This is a genomic window from Rouxiella aceris (genome assembly GCF_012933545.1).
Classification (GTDB): domain Bacteria; phylum Pseudomonadota; class Gammaproteobacteria; order Enterobacterales; family Enterobacteriaceae; genus Rouxiella; species Rouxiella aceris.
The window spans coordinates 150,201-167,757 of the sequence record NZ_JAADJU010000002.1 but is presented as its reverse complement, the minus strand read 5'-3'; the positions used below and the strand labels follow the sequence as shown (position 1 = coordinate 167,757).

General features: G+C 52.8%; 16 protein-coding genes and 1 pseudogene. 9 read left to right on the top strand and 8 right to left on the bottom strand.

All coding sequences use genetic code 11. The annotated features are described in order from the left end of the window. Nucleotides 1–9 precede the first annotated feature (9 nt). The 3 genes and pseudogenes from cyoE to GW590_RS04385 all read left to right on the top strand — a co-directional run bounded on the left by cyoE (nucleotide 10) and on the right by GW590_RS04385 (nucleotide 4,149). Nucleotides 10–897 (top strand): heme o synthase, encoded by an 888-nt coding sequence (cyoE, locus tag GW590_RS04395; protein ID WP_169401808.1) that lies wholly within the window; start codon nucleotides 10–12, stop codon nucleotides 895–897. 202 nt (nucleotides 898–1,099) lie between these two features. Further along, nucleotides 1,100–2,485, top strand: a pseudogene (locus GW590_RS04390) (MFS transporter); the annotation flags it as partial. A gap of 1,310 nt (nucleotides 2,486–3,795) precedes the next feature. Then, complete coding sequence (locus GW590_RS04385) at nucleotides 3,796–4,149, top strand: hypothetical protein (protein WP_169401806.1); 354 nt, start codon at nucleotides 3,796–3,798, stop codon at nucleotides 4,147–4,149. Nucleotides 4,150–4,175: 26 nt separating this feature from the next. Here GW590_RS04385 and GW590_RS04380 read toward each other — a convergent pair whose 3' ends face one another. Continuing rightward, nucleotides 4,176–4,667 (bottom strand): YajQ family cyclic di-GMP-binding protein, encoded by a 492-nt coding sequence (locus GW590_RS04380; RefSeq protein ID WP_169401805.1) that lies wholly within the window; start codon nucleotides 4,665–4,667, stop codon nucleotides 4,176–4,178. A gap of 417 nt (nucleotides 4,668–5,084) precedes the next feature. Between GW590_RS04380 and panE the strand changes: the two genes are divergently transcribed. Then, nucleotides 5,085–5,996 carry a 2-dehydropantoate 2-reductase gene (gene panE, locus GW590_RS04375; protein ID WP_169401804.1) on the top strand — a complete coding sequence of 304 codons (912 nt, stop codon included), beginning with the start codon at nucleotides 5,085–5,087 and terminating at the stop codon, nucleotides 5,994–5,996. Further along, nucleotides 5,959–6,549, top strand: a complete 591-nt coding sequence (gene yajL, locus GW590_RS04370) for a protein deglycase YajL (RefSeq protein WP_169401803.1) — start codon at nucleotides 5,959–5,961, stop codon at nucleotides 6,547–6,549. Before panE ends, yajL begins: the two co-directional genes overlap by 38 nt. A 169-nt stretch (nucleotides 6,550–6,718) precedes the next feature. On the opposite strand, the gene thiI is transcribed toward yajL, so the two are convergent. Then, nucleotides 6,719–8,167 carry a tRNA uracil 4-sulfurtransferase ThiI gene (gene thiI / locus GW590_RS04365; protein ID WP_169401802.1) on the bottom strand — a complete coding sequence of 483 codons (1,449 nt, stop codon included), beginning with the start codon at nucleotides 8,165–8,167 and terminating at the stop codon, nucleotides 6,719–6,721. A gap of 374 nt (nucleotides 8,168–8,541) precedes the next feature. On the opposite strand from thiI, the gene xseB reads away from it, so the two are divergent. The 4 genes from xseB (at nucleotide 8,542) to GW590_RS04345 (ending at nucleotide 12,839) form a co-directional block, all read left to right on the top strand. Next, on the top strand, nucleotides 8,542–8,784 hold the full coding sequence (gene xseB, locus GW590_RS04360; RefSeq protein WP_169401801.1) for an exodeoxyribonuclease VII small subunit: 243 nt from the start codon (nucleotides 8,542–8,544) through the stop codon (nucleotides 8,782–8,784). Between the two features lie 6 nt (nucleotides 8,785–8,790). Beyond that, complete coding sequence (ispA, locus tag GW590_RS04355) at nucleotides 8,791–9,720, top strand: (2E,6E)-farnesyl diphosphate synthase (RefSeq protein ID WP_169401800.1); 930 nt, start codon at nucleotides 8,791–8,793, stop codon at nucleotides 9,718–9,720. A gap of 139 nt (nucleotides 9,721–9,859) precedes the next feature. Further along, entirely contained in the window at nucleotides 9,860–11,722 is a 1,863-nt protein-coding gene (gene dxs, locus GW590_RS04350; protein ID WP_169401799.1) for a 1-deoxy-D-xylulose-5-phosphate synthase, read from the top strand. A gap of 142 nt (nucleotides 11,723–11,864) precedes the next feature. Then, nucleotides 11,865–12,839 (top strand): aldo/keto reductase, encoded by a 975-nt coding sequence (locus GW590_RS04345; protein WP_169401798.1) that lies wholly within the window; start codon nucleotides 11,865–11,867, stop codon nucleotides 12,837–12,839. 86 nt (nucleotides 12,840–12,925) lie between these two features. On the opposite strand, the gene pgpA is transcribed toward GW590_RS04345, so the two are convergent. The 6 genes from pgpA to nrdR all read right to left on the bottom strand — a co-directional run bounded on the left by pgpA (nucleotide 12,926) and on the right by nrdR (nucleotide 17,422). Further along, nucleotides 12,926–13,420, bottom strand: coding sequence for a phosphatidylglycerophosphatase A (pgpA, locus tag GW590_RS04340; protein WP_169402112.1), 495 nt, complete (start codon nucleotides 13,418–13,420; stop codon nucleotides 12,926–12,928). Nucleotides 13,421–13,494: 74 nt separating this feature from the next. Next, entirely contained in the window at nucleotides 13,495–14,481 is a 987-nt protein-coding gene (gene thiL, locus GW590_RS04335; RefSeq protein WP_169401797.1) for a thiamine-phosphate kinase, read from the bottom strand. Nucleotides 14,482–14,731: 250 nt separating this feature from the next. Then, nucleotides 14,732–15,148, bottom strand: coding sequence for a transcription antitermination factor NusB (gene nusB / locus GW590_RS04330; protein WP_169401796.1), 417 nt, complete (start codon nucleotides 15,146–15,148; stop codon nucleotides 14,732–14,734). A gap of 20 nt (nucleotides 15,149–15,168) precedes the next feature. Then, the gene (gene ribH / locus GW590_RS04325; protein ID WP_169401795.1) at nucleotides 15,169–15,639 is read right to left on the bottom strand and encodes a 6,7-dimethyl-8-ribityllumazine synthase; all 471 of its coding nucleotides are present in this window, start codon (nucleotides 15,637–15,639) and stop codon (nucleotides 15,169–15,171) included. 194 nt (nucleotides 15,640–15,833) lie between these two features. Further along, a complete protein-coding gene (gene ribD, locus GW590_RS04320; protein ID WP_169401794.1) occupies nucleotides 15,834–16,958 on the bottom strand; it encodes a bifunctional diaminohydroxyphosphoribosylaminopyrimidine deaminase/5-amino-6-(5-phosphoribosylamino)uracil reductase RibD in 1,125 nt (374 codons plus the stop codon). Between the two features lie 14 nt (nucleotides 16,959–16,972). Then, complete coding sequence (gene nrdR, locus GW590_RS04315; RefSeq protein ID WP_169401793.1) at nucleotides 16,973–17,422, bottom strand: transcriptional regulator NrdR; 450 nt, start codon at nucleotides 17,420–17,422, stop codon at nucleotides 16,973–16,975. Nucleotides 17,423–17,557: the final 135 nt, after the last annotated feature.

The window sequence follows — 17,557 nt, the reverse complement described above, 5'->3', positions numbered from 1 at the left end:
CTGCATGTGATGATTAAGAAATACCTGCAAGTAACTAAACCAGGAATTATTTTCGGTAATTTAATTTCTGTCGTCGGGGGATTCCTCCTTGCTTCCAAAGGAAGCATCGATTTCCCTCTCTTTCTCGCTGCTTTTGTTGGCGTCTCCTTGGTTGTCGCCTCGGGCTGTGTATTTAACAACTACATTGACCGTGACATCGACAAGGTAATGGAAAGAACGAAGAACCGAGTTCTGGTAAAAGGACTTATAACGCCGAAAACCACCCTGGTTTACGCGACTATCCTGGGTATTTTGGGCTTTGTGTTGCTGTACTTTGGCGCTAACCCGCTGTCTATGTGGTTAGCGGTAATGGGCTTTGTGGTTTATGTCGGGGTTTATAGCCTGTATATGAAGCGCAACTCCGTCTACGGCACACTGATTGGTAGCTTATCCGGCGCAGCGCCGCCGGTTATCGGATACTGCGCCGTCAGCGGCCAGTTCGATACCGGCGCGTTGATCCTGTTATCGATCTTCAGCCTGTGGCAGATGCCGCACTCCTATGCGATTGCCATCTTCCGCTTTAAAGATTATCAGGCAGCAAATATTCCGGTTCTGCCGGTGGTGAAAGGGGTGGCGGTTGCCAAACATCATATTACCGTCTATATCCTGGCGTTTATGATTGCCACCCTGATGCTGACCCTCAGCGGTTATGCGGGTTATAAATACCTGATCGTCGCCGCCGCAGTCAGCGTGTGGTGGCTGGGTATGGCCCTTAAAGGCTATAAAGCGGAAAACGACAGTATTTGGGCGAGAAAGCTTTTTGTTTTCTCAATCATTGCTATCACGTCGCTAAGCGTAATGATGTCTATCGACTTCAATACCGCCGCCCCAAATAGCATGCTGACCTACGTCTGGTAAGCCCTTAGGCTGCCAGGGGCAGGAAAAGAGATTCACACCATGGCCGGTAGCGATACTGGCCATTTTTTTTGTTTTTTCTCACTGCGTTATCTGCTCTGCCATTCGTTCCTTGGCAGGGTTTCTCGCCGCCTTGCGAAAACGGAAATATCTGCTAAACATCGAGCAATTTACCTGCATATAAAAAAGACACTACAATGTCGCTGTTTGTAATTTTGAGGTAGCAATGAACGATAATCAAATGACCCGGCAGGAAAGTCGGGCTACCTGGGGTCTTGGCACCGTTTTCTCATTACGCATGCTTGGCATGTTTATGGTTTTACCCGTTTTGACCACTTACGGCATGTCGTTGGCGGGAGCCTCTGAAACCCTTATCGGTATTGCCATTGGGATTTACGGTCTGGCACAGGCCATTTTCCAGATCCCTTTCGGGCTGCTTTCCGACCGTGTCGGGCGTAAGCCGCTTATTATTTTCGGGCTGTTGATTTTCACCCTTGGCAGCCTGGTTGCAGCCATGACTGACTCTATCTGGGGGGTGATCATCGGTCGTGCCCTGCAGGGTTCCGGCGCGATTGCGGCGGCGGTGATGGCTCTGCTCTCGGATCTGACTCGGGAACAAAATCGCACCAAGGCGATGGCCTTTATTGGCATCAGCTTTGGTATTACGTTTGCCATTGCCATGGTGTTGGGTCCGATCATCACCCATGCATGGGGTTTACATGCGCTGTTTTGGGCCATTGCGGTGCTGACGATTGGGGGGATTATTATCACTGTTGCCGTGGTGCCCTCCCCTGCCACTCATATGCTTAATCGCGAGTCGAGCATGGTCAAAGGCAGTTTCAGCAAGCTGTTGACCAACACTAAATTGCTAAAGCTCAACTTTGGCATTCTTTGTCTGCATATTTTGCTGATGTCGAGTTTTGTGGTGCTGCCACAGGTGATGGCGCAAGCCGGATTTCCGCCGAGCGAACACTGGCGCGTCTATCTGGTGACCATGTTGATTTCCTTTGTGGCGGTGATTCCGGTGATTATTTACGCCGAGAAAAAGCGCCATATGAAGCAAGTGTTTATGGCCTGTGTGTTGGTCATTTTGCTGGCCGAGCTGGTGCTATGGTTTGCCGGTTATCATCTCTGGGTGATCGTGGCCGGTATTCAGCTGTTTTTTCTGGCGTTTAACGTGATGGAAGCCATTCTGCCTTCGCTGATCAGCAAGGAATCGCCAGCTGGATATAAAGGTACTGCGATGGGTTTGTACTCCACCAGCCAGTTTATTGGCGTGGCCATAGGCGGCAGTCTGGGTGGATTTATTTTTGGTCATGCCGGTGCCGGCGCGGTATTTATCGCCTGCGCGGCAATTGCTGTAGTGTGGTTCCTGGTCAGCGCCACCATGACAGAACCGCCTTATGTCAGCAGTCTGCGCATTACGCTTTCTGAACAGGTCGCCAACGACGCAATGCTGGAAACACGCATTAAAGCGCAGCCAGGTGTAGCGGATGTGGTGGTGGTGGTGGCAGAGCTCAGTGCCTATGTGAAGGTGGATACCAAACAGACCAACAGGCAGGCATTAGAGGCGCTGGTCAGCCAATCCTGACGAGGGATTGTGGATTGTGGATTGTGCTGCGCGCACGGCGTGGGGTAAGTTTTAGGCTTAAATGGCAATTTTGCTTTAAAGTCAATTGGCTTTAGAGGAGCTGTATCGGGTTGGGCTTAAATGGCAATTTTTGGTTTAAAGTCAATGGGCTATGAGGAGTTGCTTCGGTTTTAGCTTAAATGGCAATTTCTTGGCTTAAAAGACCATTGGCTTTAGAGGAGCTGTTTCGGTTTTATCATTGTAGTGGCAGCTTAACCGACTGTGCCGAACCGAGTTAAGGAGCGCTGGCCCGCTCCTTAACAATCCTGGGCCTTTTGGTGTCTTTGATTTGTCTGCTGCCTATTACCGGCTATGTTTCAGTCACTCCGAGCGTGGCACGAGCCGCGCTGCTACGCAGTCCCCTTGCTCGGTCGGGAGCCAAAAGCGTCTCCCTCCGCTTCGCGCGGCGCCGTCTCTGAATGTGCCAGCAAGCATGTCTTAAATGGCAATTTTCTTTTTTTTAAATCAATTGGCTTTAGCGGAATTGTTTCGGTTTTAGCTTAAATGGTAATTGTTGTTTTAAAACCAATGGGCTATGAGGAGCTGTTTCGGGCTGGGCTTAAATGGCAATTTATGGCTTAAAGTCAATGGGCTATGAGGAGCTGTTTCGGTTTTATCATTGCAGTGGCTACTTAACCTACTGTGCCGAACCGAGTTAAGGAGCGCTGGCCCGCTCCTTAACAATCCTGGGCCTTTTGGTGTCTTTGATTCGTCTGCTGCCTATTACCGGCTATGTTTCAGTCACTCCGTGTGTGGCACGAGCCGCGCTGCTGCGCAGTCCCCTTGCTCGGTCGGGAGCCAAAAACGTCTCCCTCCGCTTCGCGCGGCGCCGTCTCTGAATGTGCCAACTAGCTATGTACGTCGTACGGGTTTGGCTTAAATGGCAATTTTTGGTTTTAACGTCAATTAACTCCGAGGAGCTGTTTCGGTTTTATAATTGCAATGGTCACTTAACCCGCTGTGCCGAACCGAGTTAAGGAGCGCTGGCCCGCTCCTTAACAATCCTGGGCCTTTTGGTGTTGTTGATTTGTCTGCTGCCTATTACCGGCTATGTTCCAGTCACTCCGCGCGTGGCACGAGCCGCGCTGCTGCGCAGTCCCCTTGCTCGGTCGGGAGCCAAAAACGTCTCCCTCCACTTCGCGCGGCGCCGTCTCTGAATGTGCCAGTCAGCTATGTAAACCATACCGTTTCAGAAACTACTGTTTTGTCTTTTTGTCTTTTTGTCTTTCGCCGTTGACCTTCGATGTTGCCGGTTTTTCAGTAAATGCCGCTTGGCCGATTCAAAACCTACGTCGAGCGCAGCGTTGAGTGACAACAGCTTTACCGTTGGCACGAAATCAAGCGAGAGGACCGCGAAGCGGCGTGGTTTAGGCCACACACAGAAGTCACTGGAAAGAACTACAACCGAGGGCACGACACTTATCAATTTGGACAAGGCGCAGGATTCCAAAGGAGGCGCGCCTTCGCCTCCTTTGGGCGGTCTGGGCCGCCGCCCAGTGAGCGCAGCGAATGCCCTTGACCTTGAAGTTGAAGTTGAAGTTGAAGTTGACCTTGACCTTGACCTTGAAGTTGACTTTAAAAGCAAATTTGCAATTAAAACCTCCCCACTGCCAATTGCCTTTTAAGCAAAAATTGACATTTAAGCCCCCCCTTAATCCCGGAAGTTCTTAAACTGGAATGGCTGACCCAATTCACCGCCGCGCACCAGCGCCATTACGGCCTGCAAATCATCACGCGCCTTGCCGGTAACGCGAACTTCGTCACCCTGGATCTGCGCCTGGACTTTCAGCTTGCTATCTTTGATCAACTTGACGATTTTCTTGGCCAGCGCGCTCTCAATACCGGAATGCAGCTTGGCATCCACACTGTAGGTCTTGCCGCTATGGTTCATCTCTTTGGGGATATCCAAAGAGCCGCCTTCAATACCGCGCTTGGTTAGGCTGCTGCGCAAGATATCCAGCAGTTGTTCGACCTGAAAGTCAGACACGCTGGCAACCTTGATGCTCTCGTCTTTTTCGTTTAATTCAAAACTGGCTTCAACATTGCGGAAATCCCAACGGTTTGCCAGATCGCGAGTGGCGTTATCTACCGCGTTGCGCACTTCCTGCATATCAATTTCAGAAACAATATCGAAAGATGGCATTAAAGCTTCTCCCTTAAATTTATCAGTACATATACCCGATCGAGAACCAAATACAGGGTATCCAGGTTAAGACATCTAATGTCCGTGATGGCAGACATAATACCGCCTTACACTGCGGATGCCAAAAACAAGCCATACACGCAGACCGCGGATGATTCTTTTCTCGGCGAAAACGCCAGTTCCGCCTTTGTCTCCTTGACCAACTCGGGTAAAAACAGGAACTCGACGCCATCCTGCGATACCAATAAAATAAACATTACCCCCGCGAAGCAGACCGTGGTGGTTTTGAGCGATTTAATGGCAAATTTGCACAGCAAAAGTGTGATATATGACACAAATGTCTATACTTATGGTTATAACTTATGACGCCATCGGTGGTGAGCAGATGGCGAAAATAAACGCGCGACTGGAGACATAATGAAAATAACCGTACTCGGCTGCGGCGCGTTGGGACAACTTTGGCTATCGAGGCTTTATCAGCAAGGACATGATGTTCAGGGGTGGTTACGCATTCCTCAACCTTTTTGTGCCGTCAATGTGATCGCTCCCGATGGCCAGGCATTTAACCGTAATTTGCCGACCAACGATCCCCAGCATTTGACCGAAAGCGAATTGCTGCTGGTCACATTAAAAGCCTGGCAGGTGTCCAGTGCATTGCGGCAGCTTTTGCCGTTGCTGAATAAAAACTGCATTCTGTTGCTGTTGCATAACGGCATGGGCACCGTTGATGAGCTTGCCGATCACCGGCAGCAGATTTTACTCGGTGCCACCACCCATGCAGCACGCCACGAGGGCAATGCGATTATTCATGTCGCCATGGGGATCACCCATATCGGCCCGGTCAACTCACGCGGCACTGCGTCGAGCTCTCTGGCCGATCTCCTGCATGAAGCTCTGCCCGATGTAGCCTGGCATAACAATATCCTGCCGTCGCTGTGGAATAAACTGGCGGTCAACTGCGTGATTAACCCGTTAACCGCCCTCTACGGCTGTCCCAATGGCGCTCTGCTGGCTTATGGGGATCAGATTGAGAAAATCTGTGCCGAAGTGGCTGACGTGATGGCCATCGAGGGTTACCAAACCCATAAAGACTCGCTGTTAAGCCATGTTTATCAGGTAATTGGCAGCACCTCGGCCAATACATCCTCTATGTTGCAGGACATTATTAACCAGCAGCATACTGAAATTGATTATATCAACGGCTATGTTATCCGCCGGGGACGCAGCCACGGGTTGCAGTTGCCGGAAAACAATAAATTGTTCGATATGATTAAACGAAAGGAAAATGATTATGAGCGTTTCGGCTCTGGTATGTCTGGCGCCTGGTAGCGAAGAGCTGGAGGCGGTCACCGCCATCGATCTGTTGGTGCGCGCTGGTATTCAGGTCACTACTGCCAGCGTGGCCGGGGACGGTAATCTGCAGATCCGCTGCTCGCGCGGTGTGCGTCTGTTGGCGGATGTTGCCCTGGTTGATGTCGCCGACGAAGACTATGATGTCATCGTTTTACCCGGTGGTCTCAAGGGGGCCGAGTGCTTTCGCGATAGCCCGCTGCTGGTCGAAAAAGTCCGTCATATCAATGTTACGGGCAAACTGGTGGCGGCGATTTGCGCCGCACCGGCGCTGGTTCTGGAATACCACGATTTATTTCCGGTGGGCAATATGACCGGTTTTCCGGGGCTTAAAGACAAGATCTCGGCAACGAAATGGATGGAAAAACGAGTGATGTTTGATCCGCGGGTCAACCTGTTGACCAGCCAGGGGCCAGGCACCGCCATCGAGTTTGCGCTAAAAATAATTGATCTGCTGGTAGGTAAAGAGAAAGCCGCCGAGGTCGCCGCCCAGTTGGTGCTATATCCGGGCATATATAATTATCAGGATTAATGGCTAAAAAAAGGATTGCCGATGGCAATCCTTTGAGTTTGATGACAAAGTCGTTTTGATGATCGAGATACCCGGGCATAGCACACCTAGGGGCGCTCTCCCTAATAACGGACTTTGTCAGCAGTCTGGAAGGATTACCGATGGCAATCCTTTTCCGGGTTATTGGCGCTTACGGACGATAAACCTTAACGTTGGTATAACCCTGCTCACGCAGGTACAGCGCCTGCAGACGACTCATCACTCCGCGGTCGCAATACAACAGATAGGTTTTGCTCTGGTCGAGAGAAGCAAAGGCACCGCTGAGCTTATAAAACGGCAGCGGCACAATCTCTACGCCAACCAGCGCTAGCGGGCTCTCATCCTGTTCATCCGGGGCACGAATATCCAGCAGAATATCGCTGGCAGCAAAGTCGGCAACGGTCTCGACTTCGGCCACTTCCTCGCGGGTTTCCTCGGCAATGGTGCGGATATCCTGATTTTTCGCTTCGGCGATCACTTTCTCCAGAATGGAGAAATCGAACATCTGCTCTTCTGCTTCAATCTTGCCTTTAATGGCTTTAACCGTCGGGCTTTTCGAAATCACACCGCAATATTCCGGCATGGTTTTGGCAAAATCTTCGGTGCCAATCTGCCGGGCAATATCAATAATGTTCTGTTTATCGTAGGCAATCAGCGGACGCAGGATCAGCGTATCGGTAGCGTTATCAATCAAACGCAGGTTGGAGAGCGTCTGGCTGGAAACCTGGCCGAGAGCTTCACCGGTAACCAACGCCTGCACGCCATAGCGCTCGGAGATAGCGGAGGCGGCGCGTACCATCATACGTTTCAGCACCACGCCCATTTGCCCGTCTTCGATTTTTTCGAGAATTTCGCCGACCACGGGTTCAAAATCGATAGCCACAAAGCGTACGCGGTGTGAACTGCCAAAACGGTTCCACAGATAATAAGCCACCTGCTTGACGCCGATTTCGTGCGCTGAACCGCCCAGATTAAAGAAGCAGTAATGCACCCGACAACCGCGACGCATCAGCATGTAGCTGGAAACGCCGGAGTCAAAGCCGCCGGAGATCAGCGACATCACATCTTCCTGGGTACCAATCGGGTAACCACTCAATCCCTGATAACGGTGCTTGATCAACACCAGTTGGTCATCATTGATCTCAAGCTTGACGGTCACTTCCGGATCGGTCAGGTTCACTTTTGCCGAAGCGATATGCTGATTCAGTCCACCGCCCACATAGCGCTCGACGTCACCGGAGCTAAAGCTATGGATACCGCGGCGCTTAACGCGTACGCAAAAGGTTTTCCCTTCCAGTTCATCGCGATAGGCTTCCAGAGCCTGTTCAAAGATATGATGCACATCGTTGAAAGGCCGATCTTCGACCTCCAGAACGTGATGGATCCCTGGAATACGGCACAACAATTCCACAATCTGATCGTGTTTGCTTTCGTCTTTGCTGCGAACTTCGATATGATCCCAGTGGCGCACTACGGCCAGGGTCTCATCGCTGGTTTTCACAATGTTACGAATGCTGCTTGCGAGTATTTTAATAAAGCGCAAACGCACAGATTGGCTCTTGATGGTGATTTCTGGAAACAATTTAATGATAAACTTCATGGCAGTCTTTTGTTAGCGGGTGAGAATACTGGGTCGTAAGTATATGAATATGGATCTAGAATTATATATTGGTAAGCAAGGAAAGGCTTGATAGCGCATTTTTAGGCCACCAGCAACCATGCCATTACCCGATATGCAACGCCGATAACGCCTTGCGCCGCCGGCAATATTGCTTACCAACAGATTCTGCGGCGCGGAGTATAACATTTAAAACGAGTACTTTGCGCGCAAAAGCATGCATCATATGCCGGGAGAAGTGATTATCCCGCCGCATCCGGCACAATGCCGAATGAGACAGACAGAGTGTAGATAGCCGGGTTATTCGCGTCATGGTTATACTACGGTTACCAGACCTTCGATATTGAAAGAGAATTATGCCAAAAAAAGCTGCACCACCTGCCAATTTTGAAACAGCACTGGCTGAACTTGAACAAATCGTCGCTCGCCTTGAATCAGGAGAGCTGCCGTTGGAAGACGCGCTCAATGAGTTCGAGCAGGGCGTTCAGCTCGCCCGGCAGGGACAACAGAAATTGCAGCAGGCCGAGCAGCGGGTGCAAATCCTGCTCGACAGCGATAGCGAAGCCCCTTTGCAACCTTTTACACCGGAAGCCGAGTGATCCCTGATGTCCGATAGCCAACACCCAAGCGAAACCTCGTGCTTTAACGATCAGCGCAAAAAACTGCAACAGCGTGTCGATGACATTCTAGAAGCCCAGATTGCCGGCTTGCCCTTTGCCGACAGCGCCCTGGTTGCTGCCATGCATCATGGCGCGCTGTTAGGCGGTAAACGCCTGCGCCCTTATCTGGTGTATGCCAGCGGACAACTGTTCAGCCTGGAGTTATCCAGCCTGGATGCCCCGGCAGCTGCCATTGAGTGTATTCACGCCTATTCGTTGATCCATGACGATCTCCCGGCCATGGATAACGACGATCTGCGTCGCGGTCAGCCTACCTGCCATATCAAGTTTGGTGAAGCCAATGCCATTCTGGCGGGTGATGCGCTGCAAACGCTGGCTTTCTCCATTTTGGCCGATAGCGCCATGTCGGACGTCGCCGGTGAAGATCGCCTGGCAATGATCTCCGAATTGGCCCGCGCCAGCGGCGTAGCGGGCATGTGTGCCGGACAGGCGCTGGACCTCGCTGCCGAAGGACAGCCCACGGATTTAGCGGCTCTCGAATTGATCCATCGGCATAAAACCGGCGCGCTGATCCGCGCTGCCGTGCGTATGGGTGCCCTGGCGGCCGGTGCGCGCGGACGCGCTGTGTTGCCGCTGCTCGACCGCTATGCCGAGGCAATAGGCCTGGCATTTCAGGTTCAGGACGATATTCTCGATGTGATTGGTGATACCCAAACCCTGGGCAAACGTCAGGGCGCCGATCAGCAGCTCGGCAAAAGCACCTACCCGGCGCTGTTGGGGCTGGCTGGCGCACAGGCCAAAGCCCGCGATCTTTATCAGGAAGCCGTTGATGCCCTTGACCAGTTGGCCGCGCAGTCTTACAACACGGCACCCTTGCTGGCCCTGGCCCGCTTTATTATTGAACGCGATAGTTAACTACTGACATTCCCAATAAGACTGGCATGGCCGTGCGATAAAATAACCGCACGCGATGATCCGCAAGGGGCATTACCCCGGCCGCAGCCATGACAAGTCCCGAGTGAATGGGCCGTTGAACTACTTATATGAGCAACTGATGAGTCTTGATATAGTCAAATACCCAACGCTGGCCATGGCGGAGAATCCTGAAGAACTCCGCTCGCTGCCCAAAGAGAGCTTACCCAAGCTTTGCGATGAACTGCGCCAATATCTGCTGGCCAGCGTCAGCGAATCCAGTGGTCACTTTGCCTCCGGTCTCGGTACCGTCGAGTTGACGGTGGCCATGCATTATGTCTACAACACCCCCTTTGATCATCTGGTCTGGGACGTGGGACATCAGGCTTATCCGCACAAGATCCTCACCGGCCGTCGCGATCGCATTTCGACCATTCGGCAAAAAAATGGCCTGCATCCTTTCCCATGGCGCAGTGAGAGCGAATACGACGTGCTGTCGGTCGGTCACTCCTCGACGTCGATCAGCGCCGGGCTGGGCATGGCCGTTGCCGCCGAACGTGAAGGCAAGGGGCGGCGCACCATTTGCGTGATTGGCGATGGTGCCATTACCGCAGGCATGGCATTTGAAGCCATGAACCATGCCGGTGATATCAAATCCGATATGCTGGTGGTGCTTAACGACAATGAAATGTCGATCTCGGAAAACGTCGGTGCGCTAAATAATCACCTGGCACAGCTGCTGTCTGGCAAGCTCTATTCCCGCCTGCGGGAAGGCGGCAAAAAGGTGTTATCCGGTATTCCGCCGATCAAAGAGCTGATCCGTCGTACGGAAGAGCATCTGAAAGGCATGGTAGTACCGGGTACGCTGTTTGAAGAGTTGGGTTTCAACTATATCGGCCCGGTTGACGGACATGATGTGCTGGCGCTGACCCAGACGCTGAAAAATATGCGAGGCCTGCAAGGTCCTCAACTGCTGCACGTGATGACGCGTAAAGGCAAAGGCTATGCCCCGGCAGAAAACGACCCTATCAGTTGGCATGCGGTGCCAAAATTTGATCCGGCCAGCGGTACGCTGCCAAAAAGCAAAGAAGGTCTGCCGACCTATTCGAAAATTTTTGGTGACTGGCTGTGTGAAACCGCAGCTGGCGACAGCAAACTAATGGCAGTCACCCCGGCAATGCGCGAAGGCTCGGGGATGGTTAAATTTTCAAAAGCCTATCCACAGCAATATTTTGATGTTGCCATTGCCGAACAGCACGCGGTGACCTTTGCCGCCGGTCTGGCCATTGGTGGCTATAAACCAGTGGTAGCGATCTACTCCACCTTCCTGCAGCGGGCTTACGATCAGCTGATCCACGATGTGGCGATCCAGAACCTGCCGGTGCTGTTTGCTATCGATCGCGGCGGCATCGTCGGGGCTGATGGACAAACGCACCAGGGTGCCTTTGATCTGTCGTTTTTGCGCTGCATTCCCAATATGATCATTATGACGCCAAGCGATGAGAACGAATGCCGCCAGATGCTGCATACCGGTTATCATCACCAACTTGGGCCTGTTGCGGTTCGTTATCCACGCGGAACCGGCACCGGTGCTACCTGTGAACCCCTGGTCTCATTAGCGATCGGTAAAGGGGTGACCCGTCGTCAGGGGGAAAAAATTGCCATTCTCAACTTTGGGACACTGTTGCCGGAAGCACAACAAGTGGCGGATAAACTCAACGCCACGCTGGTGGATATGCGTTTTGTCAAACCGTTGGACGACGCGCTGATCCTTTCACTGGCTGCCAGCCATGATGCGCTGGTGACGCTTGAAGAGAACGCCATTATGGGTGGTGCGGGCAGCGGTGTGAACGAGCTGTTGATGGCCAAACGCCTGATGGTGCCGGTATTGAATATCGGTCTGCCCGACCTGTTTGTTCCACAGGGTACCCAGGACGAAATCCGCAGCGATCTCGGTCTTGATGCCGCCGGTATTGAACGTCAGATCAACGACTGGCTGGCCTGATCGGCCCTCCCCCTCTGCTGACCATATAGAGGGGGAAAGCGGCTTACTGCGCAGTTTGTCTTCCTGATTTTGCTGTTTCCCCCGCAGACTGAGCTACAGTTAACAGCAGGTTTGAACTGTTAAAGTCAATGCGGGAGAAATCATGCAATTTACACAACTTGGCACCACCGGGCTTAAAGTCTCACGCCTGTGTCTGGGCTGTATGACCTATGGCGAGCCATCACGAGGTAAACATGCCTGGACATTGCCGGAAGAAAGTAGCCGCCCACTGATCAAACAGGCGTTGGATGCCGGCATTAATTTCTTTGATACCGCCAATAGCTATTCCGATGGCAGCAGCGAAGAAATTGTCGGCAAAATTCTGCGCGAGTTTGTCCCTCGCCAGGACTTCGTATTAGCCACCAAAGTGTTCTTTCCCCTCTCCAACCTCAAGGGCGGCCTGTCTCGCGCGTCGATCCTGCAATCCATTGATGATAGCCTGCGCCGCCTGGGTACCGACTATGTCGACCTGTTGCAGATCCATCGCTGGGATTACGACACGCCAATAGAAGAGACACTGGCGGCCCTGGACGAGGTAGTGAAGGCTGGCAAAGCGCGATTTATCGGTGCGTCCTCGATGCATGCTGCTCAATTTAAACAGGCGTTGGATATTCAGCAGCAACAAGGCTGGGCTTCGTTTGTTTCCATGCAGGATCAATACAACCTGATCCAGCGGGAAGAAGAAAATGAGATGCATCCATTGTGTCGGGAAAGAAACATTGCCGTGCTGCCCTGGAGTCCCTTGGCGCGCGGACGTCTGACTCGCCCGTGGGGAGAAACCACTGCCCGCTCGGTCTCCGATGAAGTGATCCCGACGCTGTATGGCAATAGCGAGGAGGCCGATAGAAAGATAGCGGAACGGGTGGCGAAAATTGCCGAAGACCGTCAGGTGTCCAGAGCGCAGATTGCGCTGGCGTGGATATTGAGCAAACCGCTGGTAACGGCGCCGATTATCGGTGCATCCCGTGCCGAACATCTTGACGACGCCATCGCGGCGCTGGATATTCGGCTAAGTATTGAAGAGATCGCCGAGTTGGAAATGGCCTATCAGCCGCATTTGCCTACCGGCTACCAATGATCCGGCCCGTTTGCCAGGACATATAAAAACGGGCGTCGGGATAATACTCCCTGACGCCCGCTCTGTGACTATTTAACCGGCAATACTCAAAACAACCCCAGCGGCCAGTAATGTCCGATCAGATAGATAATTGCCGCGGCAAATACCCCGGCCACGACGTCGTCAATCATGATCCCCATCCCGCCGTGCACGTTACGATCGAACCAGCGGATCGGCCAGGGTTTCCAGATATCCAGAATGCGGAATACCACAAAACCTGCCACTACCCACTGCCAGTCATTGGTCGGCAGTGCCATCAAGGTGATCCACATACCGACAAACTCGTCCCAGACAATGCTGCCGTGATCGTGCACACGCATGTCTTTGGCGGTCTGATGGCACAGATACACGCCGATGCAGATACTGAACATCACCACCAGCGAATAGACTTGCCAGGGCAAGTAGGTCAACAGCAGCCAAAAAGGGATAGCAGCCAGGGAACCGGCGGTACCCGGTCCGACCGGGAATAGCCCGCTGCCGAAACCGGTCGCCAGCAGATGCCAGGGATTACGCAGATTGAGGCGTTTTTTTGCCGCCGCCATATCCAGCGCATCATTACCGGTTCTGCCCTTATGGCGCATTGGCCGCTTTTTATTGTCGCAGTTAGCGCGGGTGGTCACTGGTCCATCTCTTGGGCGAAATGATCATAACCCTGCCACTGTAGCTCAACGCTTTCGCCCGAGCGCAGGTACTTGATGCCTTCGGAAAGCGGTGCAATCTGCCCCACGCAGGTAAAGCGTACCCCTAAATGTCCCAGCGCCACTTCCAGCGCGCCGCGATTGATTTCCGGCACGGTAAAGCATAACTCGTAGTCTTCACCGCCAGTAAGCGCCCACTTGAGGGCTTGCTCGGCATCAACGTACTGTTGCAGCTCAGGCGAATAAGGCAGCAAATCCAGATCGAGACGTGCGCCGCAGTCGCTGGCTTTAAGAATATGTTTCAGGTCGGAAATCAGACCGTCAGAGATATCAATTGCCGAGGTGGCTAACTGACGCAAAGCTTGCCCCTGCAAGACACGCGGTTGTGGGCGTAAATGGCGCTGTATCAGCAGCTGACGGGCCTCGGGGTCGGCAACCTGCAACTGGTCCTGCAAAATCGCCAGACCGGCTGCGCTGTCACCCAGGGTGCCGGTAACGAAAATCCAGTCACCGACGCGGGCACCGCTGCGTAACAGGGCGCGCCCGGTCGGGATCAGTCCCTGAATGGTCAGCGTCAGGCTGAGCGGACCGCGGGTGGTATCACCGCCGATCAGCTGCATGCCATAATAATCAAGTTGAGCAAACAGGCTGTCGCTAAAGGCTTCCAGCCAGTCGCTATCGACAGCGGGCAGCGTCAGCGCCAGAGAAACCCAGGCGGGATCGGCGCCCATGGCAGCCAAATCGCTAAGATTAACCGCCAGTGCTTTATAACCGAGATCTGCCGGTGAAATCGTTTTGAGGAAGTGAATCCCTTCGACCAGGGTATCGGTACTTACTGCTATTTGTTGCTTGTCCGCGACAGTCAGCAAGGCGCAATCGTCGCCAATGCCTAACTGTACGTCCTGCCGAGCCGTTCTGTAACGGTTGAAATAGCGCGCAATTAAATCAAATTCGCCGCATGCCATAGTATTATTCCAATAATTACGATCCTGCGTTTTTCAGAATGCATTAAGGCCGGATATCCGGCCTTAAACAGTCATTTTTCCGCTATTTTTCAACGACAGGAAACACCTGCCAACTGAAATTTATAGGAGTATAGCTTAGTTAACAGATTAGCCGATGATCCCTCACCGAAACATCAACACCCGGACTATCTCGCCAAATTAATCATAAACACCATTATTTTCAGCCAGAGGTCTTAGCGGGTGAGGCTGCTTACTTTTTAGTACGAATATGTGGACCTGCTTTGTCCAGTACGCCGTTAACAAACTTGTGGCTGTCTTCTGCGCCAAAAGTTTTCGCCAGTTCGATGGCTTCGTTAATCGCCACTTTATAAGGCACGTCCTGACGTTTGCTCAATTCAAACAAAGCCAGACGTAAAATTGCGCGTTCAACCTGACCCAATTCTTCGAGCTGACGAGAAAGGTACGGAGCCATCAGCGCATCGAGCTGATCGGCCGAGGTGGCAACACCAGACAGCAGCTCACGAAAATAGGTAATGTCGACATCTTTGACATCCTGCTCGGTCAGGAACTGTAATTCAACATCGGCAATGTCATTTTTAGACAACTGCCAAGAGTAAAGCGCTTGAACGGCACATTCACGGGCGCGGCGACGAGCAGCAGGTTTCACGGAATTCCCCTTAACTAGATTCAGGCCTTGATGGCCTTGATAACATTGATCATTTCAAGCGCGGTCAGGGCAGCTTCTGCACCTTTATTACCGGCTTTGGTTCCCGCGCGTTCGATGGCTTGTTCAATGCTTTCTGTAGTCAGCACACCAAAGGCAACAGGGATTTCGCTGTTCATGGCAACGCTGGACAGGCCAGAGCTGCATTCGCCAGCAACGAATTCAAAATGGGCGGTGCCCCCGCGGATCACGGTACCCAGGGCAATGACAGCATCGTATTTTTTGCTGTTGGCCAGGACACGGGTGGCAAGTGGCAGCTCATAAGCGCCAGGAACCCAGACCACGGTGATGTTGTCATCAGCAACCTGACCAATACGTTTTAACGCATCAATCGCGCCGGAAAGCAGGCTGTCGTTGATGAAGTTGTTAAAACGGGCAATCGCGATGGCTACTTTCGCGTTAGGAGTAGCGACAACACCTTCAATAACGTTCATAGATTTTCCTTAGAATGGCTTAAATCGTTAAATGTTTTATAACTTCATTAACACCGACCCAGCCCATGCTTAGCCGCAGGGGGGCGGATTCTATCATATTATTCCCCTGCTTGGACATGCGGTTTTGTAAACCCGTGCAGACGAGAAAAATATTTTCGGCTCAGTCGCCTGTCTGCCAGCGACTGAGCCGAGGATCAGGGCGCCAGTTTCAAACGCAAGCGCAAATCAGAACCAATTTGTCGCACATCGCTAAACGCAAAGGCGGGGGCATCGGCGAGATGCTGCAAACCCGGTAGCTGGCATAAACCGCGGGCGTTATCGCCCAGTAATTTCGGGGCCAGATAAATAATCAGTTCATCGACCAGTCCCGCCTGCAATAAGGCACCGGCCAGCGAGGCACCGGCTTCGACCCAGACGGAGTTCACCTGGCGTTTGGCCAGTTGCATCATCAGTAAAACCAGATCGATGCGGTTATCGCGACCCGGTACCAGCCACTGTTCTGTGCCTTGCGGCCAGTGGCGATCGTCGGCGGTGAGTCGCGCCAACAGGGTTTCCCCCGGCTGCTGCACCAGTTTATGCTCTGGGGTAACGCGATTCTGACTGTCGATAATAACGCGTAATGGCTGACGCACACCGGCAGCGGAGGCAAATTCGGCAGGATAATGGCGTTGCGTTTCTTCCCCCAGCTCGCTCCAGCGTACGGTCAGGGAAGGATCGTCAGCAAGTACCGTGGCACTGGAACTGAGGATCGCCGAGCTTTCTGCGCGGAAACGCTGTACGTCCTGACGGGCAGCGGCTGAAGTGATCCATTGGCTCTCTCCTGACGCCATGGCGGTTCTGCCATCCAGCGAGGCGGCCATTTTCAGTTGCACATAAGGAAAACCGGTGCGCATACGTTTTAGAAAACCGAGGTTAACCGCTTCTGCCTGGCTAAGCATCAGGCCACTGCTGACCTCGACACCGGCCTGTTTAAGACGATATAAACCACGACCGGCCACTTCAGGGTTGGGATCCTGCATCGCCGCGACTACGCGTGATACACCGGCTGCCAGCAAGGCATCGGCACAGGGCGGCGTCCGCCCATGATGGCTGCAAGGCTCCAGGGTAACGTAAGCGGTAGCGCCACGGGCGCGTTCCCCGGCCATGCGCAAGGCGTGGACTTCAGCATGCGGACCACCGGCCTGCAAATGAAAACCTTCACCGACAATCTCGCCGTCACGCACAATAACGCAACCGACGTTGGGATTGGGAGTGGTGGTAAAGCGTCCCTGGCGTGCCAGTTCAAAAGCCCGCGCCATATAGTGGTCGTCGCTTAACATAGCCTTTCCTGTGCTTAATCCTGGAGTCGGGCGATTTCTTCGCCAAACTCACGAATATCTTCAAAACTGCGGTACACCGAGGCAAAGCGGATATACGCCACCTTATCCAGGCCCTTTAGCGCATCCATCACCAGATTGCCGATCATGGTGGCAGGAACTTCACGCTCACCGGTGGCACGCAGCTGGGATTTGATATGACTGATGGCCATTTCCACATCGTCCGAACTGACGGGACGTTTTTCGAGGGCTTTCAAAAAGCCGCGGCGCAGTTTATCTTCATTAAATGGTTCACGGATCTCGCTGCTTTTAATGACGCGCGGCATTACCAGTTCCGCCACTTCAAAAGTGGTGAAACGTTCATGACACAGCAGACACTGGCGACGACGGCGTACTTGCGATCCATCCCCTACCAGGCGTGAATCAATAACTTTGGTGTCAACAGCGGCACAAAATGGACAATGCATAAAACTTCCTGCTGGGAGAATACCTGATCGTTAGTTTAGCGCGAACCGGGCCGACAACAAAGGCTGTCGCAACTTTGCCGCGCGATCATGGTAAACTTTCGCAGCAGCCGGTGCGCCGCATTTGATGCTCAAGGA